The organism is Nostoc sp. (assembly GCF_036917515.1).
Classification (GTDB): Bacteria; Cyanobacteriota; Cyanobacteriia; order Cyanobacteriales; family Nostocaceae; genus Nostoc.
Genome location: NZ_JBALDE010000134.1, coordinates 23,084 through 43,914 on the forward strand (window position 1 = coordinate 23,084; position 20,831 = coordinate 43,914).

Genomic DNA, 20,831 nt, shown 5'->3' on the forward strand with positions numbered 1-20,831 from the left:
CCCTACTGCTCTTCAATATTTCTTAACCGTTTTATCGTTTTCATTATACGTTGCAATCCGTTACATTTAGCAGTTGTTGTGCGATCGCTTCCCCAAAAAACTTTTGCCAAAGGGAATTTTACCTACGCGCACCTGCCTAAATAAATTGCTAATACCATTATTGGCAATAGCATTGCGGCGTGCACTTTCTCTATATTTACATGCAAGTGATTTCGGGAAACAAAAGTATTTCCTTTGAGTGAAAATAGCTAATTCCAAAAGTTATCTTCAAGTAGTTGATTTCTTGGCTAATTTGTGTATTTATGATGAAATATCTAGAGTATTGTTTAAGGACTACTTTGAAAACTTTCCTCTCTCTATAGAACCTATTTGGGATCTTGGATGAAGAGCTAAAACCAATAATAAATGCCATACTCCAGTAGCTTAACGGACAAAGAGTGGGAAATCATTGAGCCACTCCTGCCTCAAAAGAAGAAAACTAGACACCCATTGTGGACAAAGCGTCAAATCTTGAATGGCATGGTTTATCAACTAAAGAATAGTTGCAACTGGGGCGATTTACGAAAGATTTACCCCCCAACTCCACCGTATTCTGGCACTACAAGCAGTGGAAGTCACAACAAGTGCCAGAGCAAATCAGGGATGCTTTACACACTCAGGTTCGAGAACAAGTCAAAAAAACCAAAGTGGACAACCTTACTCCTGATAGACTCGCAAGCGGTGAAAAACACCTGTAACGTCGGTGTGGAATCGAAAGGGTTTTGTTTTTACAAGTCAACTAATGGCATTAAGAGGCATTTGGCTGTAGATAGTTTGGGATTGCCCTTGTCCACCGACTGCAGTTTCATCCAACGTGTCGGATGACCAAGGATTGATTGAGATGCTGGCGAAACACATAGATTACTTTAAGGATAAACCCGACTACCTTCCCAAAACGACCATTATGCTTGACAACGGGTGTCATCCAGCCGTGCTGACAAAGGCGCTAGAGGCGATTTATTCTCAGGTTCATAACCAAAATTCACTTTGAACTAGCCCCCAAGCCCACCCCAGCCCAAAAGCAGGAGCAAGGGAAGAGAGGATTTGTTGTGCTAGCAACTCGATGGGTAATTCAACCGTCAAACGCTTGGATGGAACTTTGTAAAAGCCTGGTCAAGAACTTTGAGAGAACATTGGACAATGCCACAGCTAAGATCAATCTTTAGCTTCATCCGACTGATGCTCAAACGGTTGACGAAGGTATAGAACCCAAATGGGTTCTATAAGGGTGTAGGATAAATGTTTATATCCTCTAGGTTGAACAATCAAGTTGTTTACCTGACAACTTATAGGTAAAAGATTATGAGTGTATCGCAAAAGCTAAGGCGCTTCGGAAATCATCTGATTCTAGGTGTTTCCGGCACTACATTAAGCGATGACGATAAACGTGCACTCAATGAATTAAAACCGATTGGGGCGATATTTTTTGCTAAGAACTTTTTGGATGGCACCCCATATCAGATTTGGCTGGAAAGCTTCAAAGATTTAAACAGACAAATCCGAGAATACACTGAACGTGATTCCATGTTCATCACTCTCGATCATGAAGGAGGTCGTGTAATTCGTACACCACTGCCAATTACTCGCTTTCCTCATGCCTTATTGCTGCGATCGCACGCTTATGAAGTAGCAAAAGCCACAGCAGTAGAACTAAAATCACTGGGAATCAATTTATCTTGGGCACCTGTAGCTGATATTTTTTCCCATCCCGATAACCCCGTGATTGGGCCTCGCGCCTTTGGTAACACTCCCGAAACTGCTACTCAAGGTGCGCGTGACTATTACTTTGGACTTCGAGATTCAGGAATTTTGGGATGCGCCAAACACTTTCCTGGACATGGAGACACCAGCAAGGACTCTCACATTGAGCTACCAATACTGAATTTAACTCTAGAAGACCTGCGACTTCGAGAACTTATACCTTTCAAAGCTTTAATCGAAGTACAGATTCCTTTGATAATGACTGTCCATATCTTATTTCCCAAGATAGATCCTGATGTGCCAGGAACCCTTTCCCAGACTATCCTCAAAACCATACTTAGAGAGGAACTTGGCTTTGAGGGAGTGGTAGTATCTGATGATTTGGATATGAAAGCTATCTCAGATATGTTTATGAAAGCTGGTACTGTGGCGCAGTCATTTAATGCAGGTTGCGATTTGTTTATTGTGTCGCGTAATATTAATTCATCATCTCTTGAAAGAACTTATCGGATTGCTGAAGATTTTATTGATTCTCTGAATAACGGTAGCTTAGATGAAACAGTGGTAGAAGCCGCTAGAGAAAGAATTGAGAAACTACTGGCAGTAACACCGCAATATCCTATACATGCTTTGGATAAAGATGTATTATCGCAACATGCTCAACTAGCGATCGCGAGTTGCTATTCATAACCCAACGAGCATTCAAGTTGTACATTAGCAATTGCCAAAAAGCTAACTAAGATTGCATTTCTTAATTTTGAATTTTGTTAGCGCAGCTTTAGCGAGTCCGCGAGCGTCATTTTGAATTTTGAATTGTTTAGTGGGTGATATAGGAGTCGAACCTATTTCTGAGGGTTAAAGGCCCCCTGCACAGCCGGTATGCCAACCACCCTAGTTAATTTGAAAACGAAATGAGCAAGTGCGATCGTATACTTGCATCGCAAACGTTGTTAACACCAACACTAGTAGGACTTACGCACACTCTACAAATTCTTAGCGCTCTTGGCGTCTTAGCGGTTCAATAAATTAAGCTTTTTAGCAATTTTTGCGTAAGTCCTAACTAGATATAAATCCACCAGGGAGGTACTGCCCCTCCTATTTCTGTGTTATCAGCACAGCACCTCACTTTTCGGCTTCAGGTGGATAAGTGGAAGATGGAGGAATCGTAGCTTGCTTCCCGTAGTGTACCCCTACAGTTGCCCATACCCTGGTTTTCAAGACCAGTTGCCGTCCATTCAGCGGCATCTTCCATTCAGGGACGTCTGACGGGACTTGAACCCGCTCTGACTGGTTCCACAAACCAGCGCCTCGACCACTTTGGCTTCAGACACCATCAGTGGAATCAATGGGACTTGAACCCATAACCTCCTGCTTGCAAGGCAGGTGCTCTTGCCATTTGAGCTATGACCCCATCAAACAAGTAAAAAGAGCAAAGTAAAAAGAAACAGAAATAATTAAATTCATTCTTTTAACTTTTGACTTGCTTCAGGCGGGAGTGGTGGGACTTGAACCCACAACTTTCGAGGTAGAAGCTCGAAGCTCTATTCCATTGAGCTACACTCCCAAAATTTGGTAGTCCTGGCAGGAATTGAACCTGCGACATTCTTCTTGTAAGGAAGACACTCTACCAACTGAGTTACAGGACTATGCAAGCGAGTGGAGGGACTTGAACCCACGCACTAAGTATGGCGTACTCAGATGCTACCGATTACATCACACCCGCATCAAGCTGGTAACAGGCATTGAACCTGCAACCTACTGATTACAAGTCAGTTGACGGACACTCGCCTCAACGGGGAGAACCCCCGCACGGCGGTGTCCTCCTCTGCCAATTGAGCTACACCAGCACTAATTTTGGTGACGGAGGCAGGAGTCGAACCTGCTGATGTTCAGGTTATGAGCCTGACGAGCCACCGTTGCTCTATCCCCGCATATTCACCAATACCCCTGACTGGATTTGAACCAGCAACCTCTTCGTTCTAAGCGAAGCGCCTCTTCCGTTGGGCTACAAGGGCAAAATCTAAGTGATAGTGATAGAATTCAGGCACACTCTACGAATTCTCAGCGCTCTTGGCGTCTTGGCGGTTCGAGAAATTAAGCTTTTCAGCATTGCGTAAGTCCTAAGGGATTGAACCCCGCGCTCCTGACTGCACTACACCCATATATTTTGGTACTCCCCACAGGATTTGTAAACGCAAAGCGGCTTTCCAAAGGATACCTACAAAAAACTAGATCCTTGGTAAGCGTGCGTCTTCCGTTTTGCCACGAGAGCATTAGTACTTCTGAAAGGATTTGAACCTACAAAATGGACTCTGATTCGAGCACGTATGCCAGTTGTGTCACAGGGGCATATCGGGATGGCAGGACTCGAACCTGCGACTCCATGCTCCCAAAGCATGGCTTCTGACCACTGAATTACATCCCGTTGGTACTCCTGGTGGGAGTCGAACCCACAACCAAACAGATTTTAAGTCTGCCACCTCTTCCAGTTGGGCTACAGGAGCAAGTTTTGGTACTCTTGGTAGGAATCGAACCCACAACATACCGTTTTTGAGACGGCAGCCTCTTCCAGTTGGACTACAAGAGCAAAGTTTGGCAGCCCCACCAGGACTCGAACCTGGAATCTTCGCCTTCAAAGGGCGCTATGTTGCCAATTACACCACAGGGCTTTATTGCCAGGGCAGGGTTTGAACCTGCAACCTCATCGTTCAGAGCAATGCGACTTACCAATTCGTCCACCCGGCAATGAATGGCTGCCTCAGTAGGACTCGAACCTACAACCGCGCGGTTAACAGCCGCTTGCTCCGCCATTAAGCTATGAGGCAACGAAGCCCCCCAGGTCGGAATTGAACCGACGACCTCCTGTTTTTCAAACAGGCGCTAACTACCAACTGAGCTACCGAGGGATAAGGAGGAAAGATGGGTTTTATCCAGTGGACTGGTTTAATTCAACTCGAATCAGCCACTCCATCATCTCTCCCATGTAACGAGAGCGGAGGGATTTGAACCCTCATGTCTTCAGTTTCGTAGACTGAGATGTTATCCAGTTACACCACACTCTCAAGGCGGAGAGAACAGGATTTGAACCTGCGACGGGTATTAACTACCCGCTTCCTCTTAGCAGGAGGACGCTTTTAGCCACTCAGCCACCTCTCCACAGTGGGTCGAGCAGGATTTGAACCTGCGTGCAAAAAAGAACAGTTTTACAGACTGTCGCCTTCAACCAGACTCGGCCATCGACCCATAATGATTCCCCTGACGGGACTTGAACCCGCAATTTCTGCTTTGAAAGAACAGCGACTTAACCATTCGTCCACAGGGGCATGATTGACGCAGGGACTAGGATTTGAACCTAGAACATCGGATTTGGAGTCACGAGGTGTTACCGTTACACCATCCCTGCATTTGGTGGCAGCGGCGGGATTTGCACCCGCATATACCAGGGTATGAACCTGGGGCTTTGCTGATTAAGCTACGCTGCGATCGCACCAGAGGTCAGGACGGGATTTGAACCCGCGCTAATCGGTTTTGCAGACCAACGCCTTCGACCACTTGGCTACCTGACCTTTTGGGAATCCCGACGAAATTCGCATTCGCAATCTTCAGTTTGAGGAGGCAGCGCGTTGCGGAGGTTCCTTCCGTTGTAGCGACTGCCGTAAACTGACGGCTTAAACTATTCGCCTACAGGACTACAACCAGGGTAACGGGATTTGAACCCGCAACATTTCCGCAGACAACGGAACGCTCTAGCCAGTTGAGCTACACCCCGATTTTTTGGAATCTGTACCTAAATTAGGCTTTTAGGCACAGGTTTTTGGTGAACTTGCCCATTTCTTATTTAGTTTTCAAGGTTCAGAAAATTTACTTTTAACTGTTAGAAACTATTAGGAAAACAACCGAAACTCTAAGTAGCAAGCCTGTTGTGTCTTACGGATGTATTCAGTAGTTTTAATGAGTGCAAATTTAGAACTTTTTTCGTTTATTACTTCTACTTCCGATGGTTTGCAAGTAAAAACAACTTTGTTGATTGGGGACTCTGGTTTATTCCAACGCCAGTCCTTTAGTTGTATTATATAGAACATAACTTTGACCCTTGAGAAGCTTTGTCTCTCGCTTCACTACATTTATACTACAAAATACTACAAAAGGTGTCAAGGGGTTTCAGAAAAATTTTTTGGAATTGTCTAGAAAAGCTTCTGCACTTATATTTGAGCGTGCTAAACCCTTTGAAAAGTCAAACTACAGCTTATGATTGGGTGAATCTTTAAAAACCTGAAAAGCCCAACGTGACAAACAACTACCTAAAGCGACGACAGATAATTAGTTTTGTCGCGCTCACCTCTACAATTACAGCTTGTAGTATCTCTCTCAAATTGGGGTTGAACCAGCCAATAAGCAAAATCCATATTGCACAAGTTCAAGCTCATCCAGCAAAGGACCATATTAATGTCCAATTACCGCCATCAGCCAAAGTAGAAAACCGTACTTTTACAGTCCCAACTAAATTTCAGGGAAAAACAGTTTATCAGGTGCATCCCAGGAACAACGAGAAGGTTATTGCTCTAGGCATTGATGATGGTCCCTGGCCAAAGACAACCTTAGAAATGCTGGATATCTTAAAACAAAATGATGTTAAGGCGACATTCTTTTGGGTAGGACAAGCCTTGCAAGCAAATCCTGACTTAGCCAAGCGTGAGGTAGCCGAAGGATACGCCATTGGCAACCATACTTGGCATCATTGGTATCGGCGAATGGATGAAGCTACAGCCAAGAGTGAAATTGATCGCACTTCTGACCTGATATACAAAATTACAGGAGTCAAAACTGCTCTGTTTCGTCCTCCAGGAGGCTTTTTAAACAATGGACTAGTCGCTTACGCCAAAAGCGAGAAAGATACTGTCATTATGTGGTCGCTAACTTCCGCTGATACCGATCCTCACGCCAAACCCCAGGCATTTGTAAATAATGTCCTGAAAGGCGCGAAACCTGGTTCCATTGTTTTAATGCATGATGGTGGTGGCGATCGCCACAGAACTGTAGAAGCTTTGCCACAAATCATCAGTGGACTCAAACAGCAAGGCTACCGATTTGTGACAATTCCTGAATTACTAAAAATGGCGCAATAAAGGGTGAGAAATTCTCCTCACCCGACTATTTCGTTTATTCACTCATCACAGAAGCACAAAATTGAGCTTCCTGCCAAAGTTTTTGCAAAAAGAACTCAGCGCGATCGCTCATAGTGGTGACAAACACACCGACAGAATCCTTAGAACTAACTGATAGCCAAGAACCCCGTAGGGTAACTTCCATATATTCGGCATCACACGCACAGAGGGCAATGATTTCTCTGTCATCTCTTTTTACCTCAGCCCTGAGTACTTCTAGTCCTGGTAAATCAACAGGAAGCAAAAAGGAAGCGGTAGTAGGTTCAATGCACAAACCTTGCCCAACTCGCAGGGCTAAAATCACTCGTTGCGCTACCCATTCTTCTAGCGACAGAGTGATACATTCCAAATCAAAACTGCTTTCAGTGTAAGTTAATTTCAGCATTCCTTATGCTCTCCTGTGATTCCAGGTTTGCTTGCATATCTATCCAAAACTGTTCAGCAAAAGAAATCGCGGGGTGGATTGGCGCTTTTGGTTTGGTACGCAGTTGCATACCAGCTTCAAACAAGGTGCGATCGCCTTTACGGGAGTTACATCTTTCACAAGCTGCGACTACGTTATCCCAAGTGTGAGAACCGCCTTTAGAACGTGGCATCACATGGTCTAGCGTTAGATGTTTGCTGCTGCCGCAATATTGGCAACTGTGATGGTCTCGTCGCAATACTTCCCGCCGATTGACTGGCGGAACTTTCCACATCCGCTCATTAGAAGTGATTGTCAAGCGAATATGTTTTGGCACATCAATTACCAAACTGGGTGAGTGAACTTGCCATCCGCTTTCTGTGGTAAAACCCAGCGGTTGAGCTTTGTTGGTTACTAATAGCACAATCGCCCGCTTGATATTGACCCGACATAGTGGCAAGTAATTTTGAGAAAACACCACCACAGATTGCTCTAACACTTGCATTGCGTTCGCGCCGCGCATGGAAGATATCGTCACAGCTTAACTCCTTATAAAAAAACCCCCGCTTCAAGTTTTCGGTGAAGCGGGGGTTAGAATTGACCGGAAAATTTTCTGGTTTCATATCGGTACAAGATTCCTTTGCCTGTACCCCCCGCTTTTTTGATCTAGTTGTGGTTTTGCAATTAGTGCACTAATGGCTACATACTTATAATCATCATTACCTTCTGTGAATTGCCCATGATTTTGGCTACCATCGCCCATAAATAAATACTCCACTTCCATAGCAGCTGATTCCCAATTGGTTCGGCAATTGGTGGCACACAAAATTGAAGTAGAGATGGGGTAGATTGATTTCACAGAAAATTTCACCTATTGAACATTCCTTTAAACATACTACACTTGTATTACTATCCTGTCTATACCTTGAAGGAGAAAAACTGATGCATACGATCGCTCGCACCCCAACCACCGATATGGAAGTTACCAGCATTCGCCTAGAGCGGGAACTCAAAGATAAGCTCAAAGAAATAGCTGGGAATCAGGGATATCAAGCTCTGATACGAGATATCCTTTGGAATTATGTCCAGCAGAAATCAGGTGAGTGGAAGCCTCGATTTTCGCGATCCGACATTCGAGCTAGCATAGCTGCCACAGCTCAACAAGAAGAACGCTGTGTACTTACAGGTCAACTAATTCAACCCCAAGAACCGATGTTGCTAGGACTGACGAGGAATGGCGATATGGTTCCTCTGAGTGTCGAGAGCTTGGCTGGATAAACCTCGTACATTTTAAAACCTGGAGTAGGGCGGGCCGAAAAGCCCGCTACTACCAGCAGGGAGGACAAAATGCTCTTACTACTTTAAAAAATATAGTTTTTAAAGACGAATGCAGCCTAGTTATTTTTACTAATAACTGGGCTGCATTCAAAATTTAGCAATAACTGCCGCAACCCCTGGTGAGCAAGAATTTAAGCTCTATTCCAAATTTATGCTATGTATTGGAAGCAAGACCTTACAAACTAGGTATTACCGTTACGCTATCAGTGTAAGTCTGAACGCGAGTGTGTCTCGTTGGCACAGTCTCTCCTAGACAAGATAAGCCTACACTGCAAGAGCAATCTCCTGCTTTTTGTCTCCTTCACCTTCATTGAATTTTACTGAGAGTTACGGAGATTAAAGGGTAGCTTGTTAAACCTACTAGTTTTTTCAAAAATTGTAATAAAGCTTTATAAAGTAAGTTCAGTGATTTTACGCCATATAGAAGGCAATTTTCCTATAATTCCAGAGGAATTACGGTTTATGTATACTTACAGACAAGATAAAGTTAGTGAATTATTTCAAGATAGAGCAGTTAAAAATAAGCTAACTTAAGCATTTATAGGATATCTTAAGTATTCTATTACTTATGTAACAATGTAGCAATTTGCTTGACTATAGGGAAATTTGGCCATCTGAGATAGAAAAGGGCTATAACAGGTGAGAGAAAGTATTCATACAAAATTTGTTAATTATCAAGGTGTAGCAACACAACTAACGGTGAAGAATATGCCAAGAGGTTGGGTGCAAGAACAATGGGGTTATTATCCGAGGGCGTGCCAGAAATGAAAAAACCTTTATCATCGCCGCCACATTACGTAGATGACATAGACCGACTACAACCTTACCAAGTCAAGCTGATGCAGCATCAGGAAGAACCTGCCCGCGAGTTGGTACAAAAGATTAACCAAATCATTGCTAATAACTCTGCTACGGCTTTGATGCTGCAAGAGATTGCCCAATTGCTAGGAGTTGCTTTTCAAGTAGATTGCTGCTGCTTGGTTTCAGTGGCAGATGAAACATCAGACGAAGTAACTACTACTAATTGGTGTGCTGATGAGTATCTAGGGTTACCACATCCAGAAGAAATGTTTTCGATGGAACAGTTGCTTATGCACTCGCCAGTGCTGCAATGTGCTGCTCAACCATTGACTATTGAAGACATTTCCATAATTCAGAACAGTCTAGTAGTTGGGTGTCAATATTTACCACTACCGATAAAAGCGGTTTTGGCAATTCCCACTCGGTTTGGTGGCAATAATAATGGAGTGATTAATCTGATTAAATTCCAACCTTATGAATGGAGTGAATCAGAAAAACAATTGCTCAAAGAAGTGGAGTCGGCTTGCGCGATCGCTTTTTCTGGAGTGGCACAAGCTCAACAAATCACTCATCAAGAGCAGTCCCTGGAAAAAAGCAAGCAACATCAAAGTTTGATCAAGCAATTAACCCTATTGAGTCGTAGCAACTTGGAGCTCAATCAAATGCTCCAGTTAGTTATCACCTCGACTGCCGAATCTCTACAGGCAGATCGGGGTTTACTCATATCACTGAAATATACAGATCCACTATTTAAGACTCAAGCTAAAAAACAAATCCCCAAAGCGAAAGCTACCGTGATTGCTGAATGGGCTAGAGAAACACAAAATTCTAGCACTAGTAAACTAGACACCTTAGCTGAGTCTTTCTTGATTTCAGACTGTAGTTTATGCCAGCGTGCCTTCATAGATTCTGGAAAACCAGTAATCTTCGATGACTATACAGACCAAAACGATACCTTGACAGCCGCTTCATTATTTGCCATAGAGAAACTGCCTGCGGTACTTTTAGTGCCATTGGAAAGTCAAGGTAAAATTTTAGGATTCTTGGTGCTACAGCAATCTGTGATTCGCAGTTGGCAACCAGCAGAATTAAATCTTGTAGAAATGGTTTGTGCTCAAGTGAGTAACGCCATAATTCAGTCACAGACATTGCGCCAAGTGCAAACTTTGGTAGATGAACGGACGGCGAAACTCCAGAGTAGTCTGGAACTCCAGGCAAAATTGCATGAAAGAACCCGGCAATATGTCGAGCAGCTGCGAAAACTTAACGAACTCAAAGATGAATTTTTGAGTAACATGAGCGATCGCCTACGCTACCCCTTGACAAATATGCTGATGTCAATAAAAAACTTGCGTCTCCCAGGAATAGCACCAGAGCGTCAGAGTAAATATCTAGATATTCTTGAGCAGGAATGTTCAAAGGAAATCAACTTGATTAATGACTTGTTGACCCTCCAAAAGCTAGAGTCGCCTCACGAAGCTCCGCAATTAGAATCTATAAATTTAAATACTAGAATTCAGGATATAGCAGCATCTTTTGAGAAAAAACTTGGCGAAAAAGGATTAAATATTTCTGTAGATTTGCCAGAGGAATCGCTCAAATTGCAAACTGAACTGGAAAGCTTTGACCGCATCCTGCAAGAATTACTAACGAATGCCTATAAATACTCAGAGCCTGATACAGTAGTCCACCTTGAAGCTGCTCACCGAGTTGATCAACAAATCGATCAAGTTATCATAAAGGTGACGAATACAGGACGTGCCATCTCTGAAGAAGAAGCGACCTACATTTTTGATAAGTTCCGTCGTGGAAAAGGGCGTTGGACTCCAGGGACTGGCTTGGGACTTGCTTTAGTCAAGTCTTTAGTGCAGCATCTGAATGGAGCGATCGCTGTTGAAAGTCTGCCAATTTCGGATTCTGAACAGAGCGAAATTTGCTTCACCTTGACTTTGCCCCAATTTTCTGACGAAAGCAAACCATAATTCTGAAAGTGACTAAAAAACAGAACACGACAGAGAACCCTGATTTGCAGTCTTCCACTGATGACATTAACCTAGAAGGGGATTTGCCTGCTAAGGTAGAAGTTCAAATTGAGAAAATAGCAGAGCGACAGCGGCAAATCAGTGCTAAAGTCCAAATTCCCCAACCAGTGGAGCAAATCTGGAAGGTTCTGACAAATTATGAAGCCTTAGCTGACTTCATCCCCAACCTCGCTAAGAGTCGTCTAATTGAGCATCCCAATGGTGGGATTCGACTAGAGCAAGTAGGTTCCCAACGCTTACTAAATTTCAACTTTTGTGCGCGAGTAGTTCTAGATTTGGAAGAATGCTTCCCGAAAGCAATTAATTTCCGTATGGTAGAGGGAGATTTTAAAGGTTTTTCTGGTAGCTGGTGCTTAGAACCTTATTCTCTCGGTGAGTATATAGGAACAAATTTGTCCTACACAATTCAAGTTTGGCCTAAACTCACTATGCCAGTGGGAATTATTGAAAATCGCTTGAGCAAAGATTTGCGGTTAAATCTTTTGGCTATTCAGCAACGTGTAGAAGAGCTAGCCAGCAAAGAACCGTATGTATAACAACGGTTAAACCATCATTCGGGAAGACTCCGGATGATGGTTTTTATCACTAGACATTTCCGAAAAAGAGGATACAAGCCTTGCACAGCAAGAGTCGATAACTAATTCCTGGAGATGCCTACAAAATTTCAAACTAAAAAGCAAAAGCTTTTTATTGTTTTTAAGTACCCCCAGGGGAATTCGAATCCCCGTTACCTCCGTGAAAGGGAGGTGTCCTAGGCCTCTAGACGATGGGGGCATCAGACTCAGACCTTTTATAAGTTAACCAATTTCCTTACTGTTGTCAACAGGTTTTGCCTAAAAAAGTTTGTGGCAGCTAAACTGGGTGGAAGCAAAAGCTTAAATAGGATACAAAGATATGGAGATAGATAAAAAAGTCCCTAGATGCTTCTGCGGTCAGCCGCAGGGTGCGTCAGCATTGGGCGCTGGGAAATTTGGGGTATACACAGAGATAAAAAACGCTGAAAATAGCAAGGAACAAAGGGTATGATGTTGTACCCTGTAAAGTTAATATCTACGGTTTTTTTACAAGAGATTTTGAAATAAATCGCTCAAAATCCACAACATGGAAGCATCTTTTGAAATCACCATACAGATGGCGATCGCTGTCTTTGCAGGCATTAGTGCCCAAGTGCTAGCTGCATACCTTCGTGTACCTAGCATCGTCTTGTTATTGCTATTGGGCATCTTGTTTGGCTCTGATGGCATAGGGCTATTGCATCCCCACGTGCTAGGCACTGGACTGGAAGTTATAGTCGCACTCGCAACGGCAATAATTTTGTTTGAAGGCGGACTTAACTTGGATCTGCGTGAGTTAGGTAAAGTTTCACTCAGCCTACAATTGCTCGTCACTCAAGGAACGCTAATCACCCTGCTTGGCGGGAGTATGGCTGCTCACTGGCTGGGTGAATTTCCTTGGAACATAGCTTTTCTCTATGCTTCCATAGTCGTGGTGACAGGCCCAACCGTCGTTGGCCCATTGCTCAAACAAATCAATGTAGATCGACAAGTAGCAACACTTTTGGAAGGAGAAGGGGTTTTAATTGACCCTGTAGGAGCTATCCTCGCCTTCGTTGTCCTCGATACGATTTTGAACGGTTATGCTGACCCGATCAATGCGATCGTCGGTTTACTTATACGCCTGGGTGTTGGTGCAGCAATTGGTGGTGCTGGCGGTTATCTGATGAGTTTAATTTTCAAACGCGCCAGTTTTCTGTCATTTGAGCTAAAAAACTTAGTGGTGTTGGCGATACTTTGGAGCTTGTTTACCTTATCGCAAATAATCCGCAGTGAATCGGGAGTCATGACAACAGTAGTTGCAGGAGCAGTCTTTGCTAACTCCTCAGTCCCGGAAGAACGTCTGTTACGCAGCTTTAAAGGTCAGCTGACAATTCTCAGCGTCTCGGTGCTATTTATCTTATTAGCTGCTGATTTATCGATTGCGAGTGTGTTGGCTTTGGGTTGGGGTAGTTTATTCACTGTTTTGGTACTAATGTTTGTCGTTCGCCCGATTAATATCCTCTTGTGTACCTGGAACAGTGACCTAAACTGGCGACAGAAACTATTTTTAAGCTGGGTTGCTCCCAGAGGAATTGTTGCTGCCTCTGTAGCTTCTTTTTTTGCGATTTCGTTGACACAGCGCGGTATTAACGGCGGTGATTCGATCAAAGCTCTAGTATTCCTGACAATTATCATGACTGTTGTCTGCCAAGGGCTAACAGCTGGCTGGGTTGCTAAATGGCTGCAAATCACCTCCAAGGATGTAACTGGAGCAGTGATTGTGGGTTGTAATCCTTTGAGTCTTTTGATTGCCCGCTTCTTTCAAGAACGGGGAGAAAACGTGGTGATGATTGATACTGACCCTGAATGTCTTGTCCAAGCTGAAATGCAAAATCTCCGGGTGATTGCCAGTAGTGCACTGGATGCTGCTGTTTTGGAAGAGGCAGGACTTGGCTCTATGGGCACTTTTTTGGCGATGACAAGTAATGGTGAGGTGAATTTTGTTTTGGCTCAACGAGCAGCTGAGGAGTTTAAACCCCCGCGCGTCTTAGCTGTTTTTCCCCGCGATCCGCAAGCGAGTATCTCGGCTAATAATAAAGTTAATCAAGCTTTTATTCCAGACTTAGCAATTAAAACTTGGAATGAATATTTGAATGATGGGCGAGTGAAGTTGGGAACAACCACGCTAGATGAGTTGGAGTTTTCGACTCAATGCGATCGTATCCAAGAAAAGATTCAGACTGGGGTGTTGATACCGCTATTGTTAGAACGAGCAGAACGCTTACAGGTAATACCAGCTAACCAAGATTGGGAAATTGGCGATCGCATTATTTATCTGTTGCATGACCCCAGACCTAGCCTTTTAAAACGCTTATCTGGTGCTACCCAATCTACTCCCCTTTCTCTAGAAAAGCTACCAGAGGTTGAAGACCTATCTCTTACCCAATTATCTCAACTTTCTACTAGTGAGGCTCCTGGGGGATGAGGGGGATGGGGCAGGGGAGCAGAGGAGCAGGGGAGGAATTCCTAACTCTTGACTGTTTATTAGCTTTGGGAAGGAATAAATTCGCTTTCTGGTTTTGGTGCTTCTTGATACATTTGCCATTCTTGCCAGAGTAAAGCAGACAAATGTACTATGGCGAGAATTAGCGTTACTACCGAAATCAGATAACTGTGGATTGTGTAAAGGTGTTCGACGGTAATTGTGTTAATGGCTCCACCACCAGTCAGGATTTCGCGCAGTTGCCCACCAATCAAAGGAATGGCTTCAATAGTTCCTAGCTCAATGCTAAAACGCCAGTATCCTTCCTGAGTCCAATCTAAAATCATCGCTGTCCAATCCAGCCCGATCGCACTTAGGGTTAACAAAATCACACTAATCCAAGCAGCTAACCAACTCTTGCGAAATTGCCGACCTAAAAACATCACTACAATTTGAATGAGAGCGATCGCAATTACCGCATTACCAGCAATATCATGCGTTCTCCAAAACAACCAGCCGTATGGCAGTTGTGTATTAATCATCTTCAATGAGTTATAAGCTCCGCCTGCTGTCGGTTCATAGTAAAAAGAAAGCATTACTCCGGTGGAGATATAAATTAAACACAGAGTCAAAATCACGACTGATAATGTCGTCGCTATTCGTCGCAAAATCTTATCGAACTGGGTGCTTTGCATGGCTCACCCCTCCTGTTCTTAACTAAGTATTTATTCTTATTACGATTCTAGCTAAGAAATTTTAATAAATTTTACTTTTCTTATATAAAAATAAAGTTTTTTAAATCAAATATTGTACCCAAGCTTTTAAGGGTTCTGGTGATCCATACCAAATTCCAGGACTTCTGGGAGAATGCTTGACACCTTCAATCACCAGATTTTTTGCTCCCTCTAAATGAGCAGCTTCAATGGGTGTGATGCCATCTCCCCAAGTATTGCCCTTTCCACAGGTTAATTGATAACTACTGTAAGCTAACCAACTACCAGGCTGCCTTTTCCCAAAGATAGTTTTGCCAGCCACACAAACGTAACGAACGTTTTTGTAAAAAGCTCCTGGATAGTTATTGGTGACAAAATCTAGATTGGAGCGTGTCCAGCGTTCTTGGCTAATATGAGGTGTACCTAAGGTGATGAGAGTAGCAACCAAAGGATGCCCTTGCCAGAGAAATGGCTTGAGATTACCGCGTGCCAAATAGGGCTTTTCTCCCATGTAGATCCGGGATATCCAACCTCCAGCTGAGTGACCAATTAAGTTAATTTGAGTAGCATTATGTTGCTCTAATGTATGCTTGATCGTGTAATCGAGTTGTTGCAGAATCAAAGTTACAGGTCTTCCTCCCAAAGTGGGGAGCCAGTCGCGTCTTCGCAGTGGTACTGTAACTGTAGGAAAATCTAACTTTTGTAAGGATTGTTCTAGCTGACGATAAGCAATCGCACTTTCCAGATATCCTGGCAAAATAACTGTCGGTAACGGCATTAAAAATTTTGGGGATGCAATGATCGAGGAGTTTGAACTTGATTCAGGAGATAGAATTGCGCTCGTCTAGACTCACTTCTTGCAGAAAAACCAATAGCTTTGATGGGTTTTAGGCTAGGATGTCAATAAAATTGTACAACTTGCAACAGTTTGAGTGGGTGTTGATGTGGTACCATTTTTTTAAATAGGTTCCAGTATAAAACTAACACGTGTGTCATCTGTTACAGAAGTGTAGTTGACTGAAAAACAGTTGAAAAAACAAGGCAACTTCGGCAGATGTTTTGATGTATTTAAGCTGGTGCGTTTACTTAAACTTTATAAAACTTCTAGATATTAATTTTAACTGTGTGCGTCATAACAATAAAAAATCAAAAGTAGTAATTTTTCAAATATCTCTTTAGCAAGCTCGAATTTTGAAGATATGATACAACATCATTAGTTAATTAAAAACTTGAATAAATGGCAATTTTAGCGTTTTAATTGCCAGCAGAGGAAGTTATCATTTTCTTATGAAGAACGCATATCTTGCAAGATATTGCAATATCGGAAAGAAAAAATCGCTAGTCAACTGCAACTGAGTGAGTGAACGATAAAAGCTATGTCTTACGTCTCCCTGCTGAAAAATATACCAGAAATCTTAAGCCAGCCAATTGGGATAGCAGCTATAGCCTCCCTTGGTCTCCACGGTGCGATCGCTATGATCGTACCATTGATGCCAATGGAGTCTAACAAGCCCAAAGAAACAGCATCATCTAAAACAGTTGGACTTTTGGAATTGAGCCAAGCAGACCAAAACCGTTTGCCGCAAAGCACACCCAAAATTGGTTTACAACAATTACCTCCAGTCGCCCCACTTGCTGCTCCAAACTTTAGCCTCCAACCAGGATTAACCTCATTAGCGCCATCACCATCAAGTCAGCTGGTACTGCCTCCGTTACCCCCATCATCGAATAACTATCGAGTCTCTTCCTTGCCTACAAGGCAGTCTTTGCGGATGATTCCTAGTGATAATTTGCGGTTTGACGCGTCTAAATTTGATAGTTCTAAATTTAATACCAGCGCCAGATTCTCTCGACCAGTTCCTCGCGTGAATGTGAATGAGAACGTCGCCAAATATGAGCCACCTAAGCCGCTGGCTGTAAATAGGTTGCCAGAATTGCAATCGCAGCAAATACCTGCTGATATTCTGCGGAATGCCCAACCTCCAATCTTATCTGACAGTACACCTGTTGAAACAGCACAGGTAAATACGACTTCTGTGCCATTTCAGCCAATGACGCAACCAATTGCGAATGCATCGTCTGCAATTGCTCAAAACCCGCTGAGAAATTCTCTAAACCAAGCTCCAACGAATGGGGGTACTTTAATTGGAACTAGGGGAAGCACGCTACAAACAGCTGATTTATCGACGAAGGGAACTCAACAGGCAATTGCACAGCTAGATTCCTACGCCAACCTAAGAAAGGAAGTCCAGCAACAATACCCTAACGCTGAACAAAAACCAGTCATCCGCCAAACATTATCCACGAATAAGTCAAATCTTGAAGGTGCTGTCTTAGGTGTATTGGTTGTAGATCCTGATGGTAAGGTCTTAGATATTAAATTTCAGGACAAGCTAATTTCCCCGGAATTGCAATTAAAAGCAAGGCAATACTTCAATAAGCAATCCCCCAAGGGAGATAAACAAATTAGTTCCTATCCATTCAACTTACGTTTCCAAAGCAGTACGAGCAATCTTTCTGGAATTAATCAAGAGCAAAAGCCCTCGTCATTATCTGCACCGGGAATCAACAACAGTCTGATTACCCCCTCACCAGCAGCTACTTTTAAACCATTACCTAATTTACAAATCAGAAATAACCCGCCTACATCCTCACCAACGGGTACTCTTAAACCATTAACTGCACCAGCAGCTACTCCCAAACCATTATCTGAACTGCAAATTAAAAATAACCAGCCTACGCCTTCATCGGCAGTTACTACTTCTGAACCGTTATTGTTGCCGAAAATCAATCAGAGTCAGTCTACATCTGCTGCTGAATCGGATAAAAAATTAGTAGAACGATTGCGCGAAGTCAAGGAAAGCAGACAAAAGTCTAATTCAGAAAAATAATCACCGGCTAATGATTTTGGATTCAGGTAGGAGTAATTGATCTAGATGTATTCCCAGCTTCTCATAAAGAAGCGGCTACTCTAAAAGTTTTCCCCCAGGATACCTTCAAGGCGTTTTACCTACCTGAAAATCATTCTTTTCGACTATTGTTTGTGTAAGTCCTGTTTAAAATACAATACGCTTAGGTTAAAAGTTATTAGACTTATTGCATGAATCAATGAGCTTTCACCCTAAATCCTTCTCCCAATTTTGGGAGAAGGGGTTGGAGAATAAGAGCTAGTTTTGTATTCGTGTAAGAAATATTATTTGTGTAGATAATTGGTCTTTTAAGACGCAATTTATCGCGTCTTTACATCAGGGTTTTGGGCTTAAAATATTGTTTTTAATAGTTGACGAATAAGCGATCGCTAGTTCGTCATACATAATACTTAATTTAGAAGTTCGTTAAAAGCTTCTAAGAAGGAAATGCACTGAGGGATTTCCAACAAATAAATTCTCCAATGTTTTGGGATGAGCACCTAGCTGGCTAGTAATTAAAGATAAGCAAACGTTCACCCCACAAAAACGAGATGATAAGGCATTTTACCAGCCTTGTTCTGCATTGTGAAAAACGTAAGCAGCTACCTCCAGAATCTCCTCAGAACTTAACTTGCTTTTAAAGGCAGGCATGGCATTTTTACCATTTTGCACTTGGTGGATAATCGCCTGGATTGAGTCTTGATTGTAATTTTCTAGGTACTTTGACAATGCTTCCTTTTTCAAGGTTTTCTGGTTAATAAGGATGTTACCGCCACCTATATGGCAAGAAGCGCAGTTAGCCTCGAAAATTTTAGCACCGTTGGATGTTTCGGTGGCTAGTGCTGGACTAATGAATGTAAATTTGAATAGGGCGATCGCCGACAGTAGAATTAATAAAAGTATTCTCAACAGAATTTCCTCGCAACAAGCCTCCAGCAAGAGTATAAACGCGATTGATCCCTGACTAAGTCAAATTTGATCAAAATTGGCGGTAACGAGTTCACTCCTTGATCGCTACAGATAGTTTAGCGTCTTAAGGAAGGATAGGACTCATTACCGCCATTTGTGTATTTTGTGCGTCACTCTACGAGTGTAGCGTGTGGCGATGAGCTAATTTCACTGAGTAATCATCTCGTGTCAAACGCTGGTGTTTCTAGCTATTGGACAGTGATTGTACCAGCCATACCAGCACCACGATGGGGTTCACAGTAGAAGGTGTAGTCACCAGCAGGTGCGTCTGCTGCAAAGGTGGTTGTTTCCTTTTGACCGGGACTCATGAGCAACTTCTTATGAGACAGAGATTTAGCTAAATCAGCGCTCTTAGAGGGATTTTTAACAGGATCAAACACTACATTATGGGGAGGAACTTTATTGTTCACCCATTCAATTGTGTCACCTGCTTTAACAGTCACTTTTTTCGGGTCAAATACTAGCAGTCCTTTATCGCTACCCAATTTCACCTTGTAGGTTTCAGCCGAAGCACTGGGAGTAAAAACAGCAAAGCTGCTAACAACTAAAAGGATTGTCAACACGGCTAAACTAAGGCGTCGCCAGCTTGCCGAAATTAATTTCATAGCTCTCTCCTAACAAACAATTTTTTTCCCTTTCTCATTTTAAATAAAATCAACACCAAATTATGACAATCTGTCATAGATCAATTTTTTTTAAGAATGGAGAGCAATTTATGATTGCAAAAAGCTGTCCAATAAGTAGTAAATGGGGAATAGGGAATGGAGAATGGGGAATAGAGACTAAATTCTTTCCAATGCCCTATTCCCAATGCCCAATGCCCTATTCCCAATGACTCAACTTTGGGATTTAGTAATAGATTTTCCCGCCTCCCCACTTAGTACCAACGATTTTGGGTTGTAAGAGAATATGACCAGCGATCGCTTCCAAGTCATCATCCGTCAGATTTCGCACTGCTGTGAAAATATCTGCGCTTTTGAGACTGGGGTGTATTTCGGAAATCTCTTCTTCCCCGTCGTAAGTAGTAGGATTTTTCAGGTAATCTACTAAACCTTCAATGTTGTTACGGTTAGGTGTTGCTAGTGCCAAGTCCTCTGGAGTGAGTCCCACGTTTTGGTTTGTCTTGGTAACTCCACCAGCATGACATTGGGCGCAAGCGTAATTAAATAAGCGTTTGCCTTCTTTGACTTGTTTAAGGCTGAGTACAACGGTATCACCCTGAGTATTTAATGGCACTGTTCGGGTAGCTTTGTCCAGTTCCACTGCTGTCGCGCTACCGACAATCAACTGAAACGAAAGTAAAACAGTAGCCACAACAACGCCAATTAGTCTTATAAACATGTTTCCCCTTAAAGATTTTGACGCTCAACACAGCTAAGAACGCGATTCTCAATCTCCAAGCTGCTAATTGCTAATGACTCATTGTTTTATTGTCATTAGCTATCAGTTATTAGCGAAAGTTTTGAGATAACCCTTCAGGGGACTTCGTGATCACCCACCAAGTCGTTAGTACCTTTGGGGCATATTTCAGACGATATTTGGGAAATAATTGCCTTTGCATCTTCTAACGCCAAACGGGTCTTTTGGTGTTTGTAGGCGATTCCCAGTTGGTTGCACAGAGAAAACACTTGTTCTACAGGAATGCTGTAGTCGGCTGCTATCTCTGCGATCGATAGGTCTGCAAAACCCATAATGCTTGTTTACTGATAGATAGAGATTGAGTCGCTGTAATA

The 20,831-nt window shown here is 42.9% G+C and carries 18 protein-coding genes and 25 tRNA genes; 9 read left to right on the plus strand and 34 right to left on the minus strand.

From position 1 onward, the window contains the following. The first annotated feature begins 405 nt into the window (after window positions 1–405). The 3 genes from V7K89_RS35930 (at window position 406) to V7K89_RS17585 (ending at window position 2,430) form a co-directional block, all read left to right on the plus strand. Window positions 406–864: a transposase gene (locus V7K89_RS35930; protein ID WP_442941702.1), complete on the plus strand. Its 459-nt coding sequence runs from the start codon at window positions 406–408 to the stop codon at window positions 862–864. Between the two features lie 16 nt (window positions 865–880). Then, a complete protein-coding gene (locus V7K89_RS17580; RefSeq protein WP_335189300.1) occupies window positions 881–1,030 on the plus strand; it encodes a hypothetical protein in 150 nt (49 codons plus the stop codon). Window positions 1,031–1,341: 311 nt separating this feature from the next. After that, complete coding sequence (locus tag V7K89_RS17585) at window positions 1,342–2,430, plus strand: glycoside hydrolase family 3 protein (protein WP_335189302.1); 1,089 nt, start codon at window positions 1,342–1,344, stop codon at window positions 2,428–2,430. A gap of 131 nt (window positions 2,431–2,561) precedes the next feature. Here V7K89_RS17585 and V7K89_RS17590 read toward each other — a convergent pair. The 24 genes from V7K89_RS17590 to V7K89_RS17705 form a co-directional block, all read right to left on the minus strand. Continuing rightward, window positions 2,562–2,632, minus strand: a tRNA-Lys gene (locus tag V7K89_RS17590). A 365-nt stretch (window positions 2,633–2,997) separates the two neighbouring features. Then, window positions 2,998–3,071, minus strand: a tRNA-His gene (locus V7K89_RS17595). Window positions 3,072–3,077: 6 nt separating this feature from the next. Then, window positions 3,078–3,151: transfer RNA gene (locus tag V7K89_RS17600), tRNA-Ala, on the minus strand. A 79-nt stretch (window positions 3,152–3,230) separates the two neighbouring features. Beyond that, window positions 3,231–3,304: transfer RNA gene (locus V7K89_RS17605), tRNA-Arg, on the minus strand. 6 nt (window positions 3,305–3,310) lie between these two features. Beyond that, window positions 3,311–3,386 (minus strand) — tRNA-Val (locus V7K89_RS17610). A 5-nt stretch (window positions 3,387–3,391) separates the two neighbouring features. Beyond that, a tRNA-Gly gene (locus tag V7K89_RS17615) sits at window positions 3,392–3,463 on the minus strand. A 4-nt stretch (window positions 3,464–3,467) separates the two neighbouring features. Further along, window positions 3,468–3,587: transfer RNA gene (locus V7K89_RS17620), tRNA-Thr, on the minus strand. An 8-nt stretch (window positions 3,588–3,595) separates the two neighbouring features. Continuing rightward, window positions 3,596–3,672 (minus strand) — tRNA-Met (locus V7K89_RS17625). Window positions 3,673–3,682: 10 nt separating this feature from the next. Then, window positions 3,683–3,755 (minus strand) — tRNA-Leu (locus V7K89_RS17630). Window positions 3,756–4,092: 337 nt separating this feature from the next. Continuing rightward, window positions 4,093–4,165 (minus strand) — tRNA-Pro (locus V7K89_RS17635). Window position 4,166: 1 nt separating this feature from the next. Further along, window positions 4,167–4,244: transfer RNA gene (locus V7K89_RS17640), tRNA-Leu, on the minus strand. A 6-nt stretch (window positions 4,245–4,250) separates the two neighbouring features. After that, window positions 4,251–4,327, minus strand: a tRNA-Leu gene (locus V7K89_RS17645). A gap of 6 nt (window positions 4,328–4,333) precedes the next feature. Next, window positions 4,334–4,409, minus strand: a tRNA-Gln gene (locus V7K89_RS17650). Between the two features lie 3 nt (window positions 4,410–4,412). Further along, window positions 4,413–4,485 (minus strand) — tRNA-Gln (locus V7K89_RS17655). 5 nt (window positions 4,486–4,490) lie between these two features. Continuing rightward, a tRNA-Asn gene (locus V7K89_RS17660) sits at window positions 4,491–4,565 on the minus strand. A gap of 6 nt (window positions 4,566–4,571) precedes the next feature. Then, window positions 4,572–4,646: transfer RNA gene (locus V7K89_RS17665), tRNA-Phe, on the minus strand. A gap of 81 nt (window positions 4,647–4,727) precedes the next feature. After that, window positions 4,728–4,802 (minus strand) — tRNA-Arg (locus V7K89_RS17670). A 4-nt stretch (window positions 4,803–4,806) separates the two neighbouring features. Then, a tRNA-Ser gene (locus V7K89_RS17675) sits at window positions 4,807–4,896 on the minus strand. 4 nt (window positions 4,897–4,900) lie between these two features. Continuing rightward, window positions 4,901–4,983 (minus strand) — tRNA-Tyr (locus V7K89_RS17680). A gap of 7 nt (window positions 4,984–4,990) precedes the next feature. Beyond that, a tRNA-Glu gene (locus V7K89_RS17685) sits at window positions 4,991–5,062 on the minus strand. Window positions 5,063–5,071: 9 nt separating this feature from the next. Continuing rightward, window positions 5,072–5,143, minus strand: a tRNA-Trp gene (locus V7K89_RS17690). A gap of 3 nt (window positions 5,144–5,146) precedes the next feature. After that, window positions 5,147–5,222, minus strand: a tRNA-Met gene (locus V7K89_RS17695). Between the two features lie 10 nt (window positions 5,223–5,232). Then, window positions 5,233–5,306: transfer RNA gene (locus V7K89_RS17700), tRNA-Cys, on the minus strand. Between the two features lie 129 nt (window positions 5,307–5,435). Then, window positions 5,436–5,509, minus strand: a tRNA-Asp gene (locus V7K89_RS17705). A 517-nt stretch (window positions 5,510–6,026) separates the two neighbouring features. On the opposite strand from V7K89_RS17705, the gene V7K89_RS17710 reads away from it, so the two are divergent. Then, window positions 6,027–6,866 carry a polysaccharide deacetylase family protein gene (locus V7K89_RS17710; RefSeq protein WP_335189304.1) on the plus strand — a complete coding sequence of 280 codons (840 nt, stop codon included), beginning with the start codon at window positions 6,027–6,029 and terminating at the stop codon, window positions 6,864–6,866. 34 nt (window positions 6,867–6,900) lie between these two features. Here V7K89_RS17710 and V7K89_RS17715 read toward each other — a convergent pair whose 3' ends face one another. From V7K89_RS17715 to V7K89_RS17725, 3 genes are all read right to left on the minus strand, one after another. Further along, window positions 6,901–7,290 carry an alr0857 family protein gene (locus V7K89_RS17715; RefSeq protein ID WP_335189306.1) on the minus strand — a complete coding sequence of 130 codons (390 nt, stop codon included), beginning with the start codon at window positions 7,288–7,290 and terminating at the stop codon, window positions 6,901–6,903. Further along, complete coding sequence (locus tag V7K89_RS17720) at window positions 7,268–7,813, minus strand: HNH endonuclease (protein WP_335189384.1); 546 nt, start codon at window positions 7,811–7,813, stop codon at window positions 7,268–7,270. The genes V7K89_RS17715 and V7K89_RS17720 overlap by 23 nt, the downstream gene beginning before the upstream one ends. 114 nt (window positions 7,814–7,927) lie before the next feature. Further along, window positions 7,928–8,179 (minus strand): hypothetical protein, encoded by a 252-nt coding sequence (locus V7K89_RS17725; protein ID WP_335189308.1) that lies wholly within the window; start codon window positions 8,177–8,179, stop codon window positions 7,928–7,930. 71 nt (window positions 8,180–8,250) lie between these two features. On the opposite strand from V7K89_RS17725, the gene V7K89_RS17730 reads away from it, so the two are divergent. The 3 genes from V7K89_RS17730 (at window position 8,251) to V7K89_RS17740 (ending at window position 12,025) form a co-directional block, all read left to right on the plus strand. Then, window positions 8,251–8,586: a hypothetical protein gene (locus tag V7K89_RS17730; protein WP_094347436.1), complete on the plus strand. Its 336-nt coding sequence runs from the start codon at window positions 8,251–8,253 to the stop codon at window positions 8,584–8,586. 794 nt (window positions 8,587–9,380) lie between these two features. Next, on the plus strand, window positions 9,381–11,429 hold the full coding sequence (locus tag V7K89_RS17735) for a sensor histidine kinase (RefSeq protein ID WP_335189310.1): 2,049 nt from the start codon (window positions 9,381–9,383) through the stop codon (window positions 11,427–11,429). An 8-nt stretch (window positions 11,430–11,437) separates the two neighbouring features. Then, a complete protein-coding gene (locus V7K89_RS17740) occupies window positions 11,438–12,025 on the plus strand; it encodes an SRPBCC family protein (protein ID WP_335189312.1) in 588 nt (195 codons plus the stop codon). 165 nt (window positions 12,026–12,190) lie between these two features. Here the strand turns inward: V7K89_RS17740 and V7K89_RS17745 are convergent. Continuing rightward, window positions 12,191–12,263, minus strand: a tRNA-Glu gene (locus tag V7K89_RS17745). A 327-nt stretch (window positions 12,264–12,590) separates the two neighbouring features. On the opposite strand from V7K89_RS17745, the gene V7K89_RS17750 reads away from it, so the two are divergent. Beyond that, a complete protein-coding gene (locus V7K89_RS17750) occupies window positions 12,591–14,510 on the plus strand; it encodes a cation:proton antiporter (protein ID WP_335189314.1) in 1,920 nt (639 codons plus the stop codon). Window positions 14,511–14,569: 59 nt separating this feature from the next. Here the strand turns inward: V7K89_RS17750 and V7K89_RS17755 are convergent, their stop codons facing one another. Together V7K89_RS17755 and V7K89_RS17760 are read right to left on the minus strand one after the other, a co-directional pair. Then, window positions 14,570–15,202, minus strand: a complete 633-nt coding sequence (locus V7K89_RS17755) for a cytochrome b N-terminal domain-containing protein (RefSeq protein WP_335189316.1) — start codon at window positions 15,200–15,202, stop codon at window positions 14,570–14,572. A 100-nt stretch (window positions 15,203–15,302) separates the two neighbouring features. Further along, complete coding sequence (locus V7K89_RS17760) at window positions 15,303–15,998, minus strand: esterase/lipase family protein (RefSeq protein WP_335189318.1); 696 nt, start codon at window positions 15,996–15,998, stop codon at window positions 15,303–15,305. Between the two features lie 598 nt (window positions 15,999–16,596). On the opposite strand from V7K89_RS17760, the gene V7K89_RS17765 reads away from it, so the two are divergent. After that, window positions 16,597–18,111: a hypothetical protein gene (locus V7K89_RS17765; RefSeq protein WP_335189320.1), complete on the plus strand. Its 1,515-nt coding sequence runs from the start codon at window positions 16,597–16,599 to the stop codon at window positions 18,109–18,111. 582 nt (window positions 18,112–18,693) lie between these two features. Here the strand turns inward: V7K89_RS17765 and petJ are convergent. From petJ to V7K89_RS17785, 4 genes are all read right to left on the minus strand, one after another. Continuing rightward, the gene (gene petJ, locus V7K89_RS17770; RefSeq protein WP_335189322.1) at window positions 18,694–19,038 is read right to left on the minus strand and encodes a cytochrome c6 PetJ; all 345 of its coding nucleotides are present in this window, start codon (window positions 19,036–19,038) and stop codon (window positions 18,694–18,696) included. Window positions 19,039–19,286: 248 nt separating this feature from the next. Continuing rightward, a complete protein-coding gene (gene petE, locus V7K89_RS17775) occupies window positions 19,287–19,703 on the minus strand; it encodes a plastocyanin (protein WP_335189324.1) in 417 nt (138 codons plus the stop codon). Window positions 19,704–19,947: 244 nt separating this feature from the next. Beyond that, entirely contained in the window at window positions 19,948–20,439 is a 492-nt protein-coding gene (gene psbV / locus V7K89_RS17780) for a photosystem II cytochrome c-550 (protein ID WP_104908421.1), read from the minus strand. 134 nt (window positions 20,440–20,573) lie between these two features. Beyond that, window positions 20,574–20,789 carry a hypothetical protein gene (locus V7K89_RS17785; RefSeq protein WP_104908422.1) on the minus strand — a complete coding sequence of 72 codons (216 nt, stop codon included), beginning with the start codon at window positions 20,787–20,789 and terminating at the stop codon, window positions 20,574–20,576. Window positions 20,790–20,831: the final 42 nt, after the last annotated feature.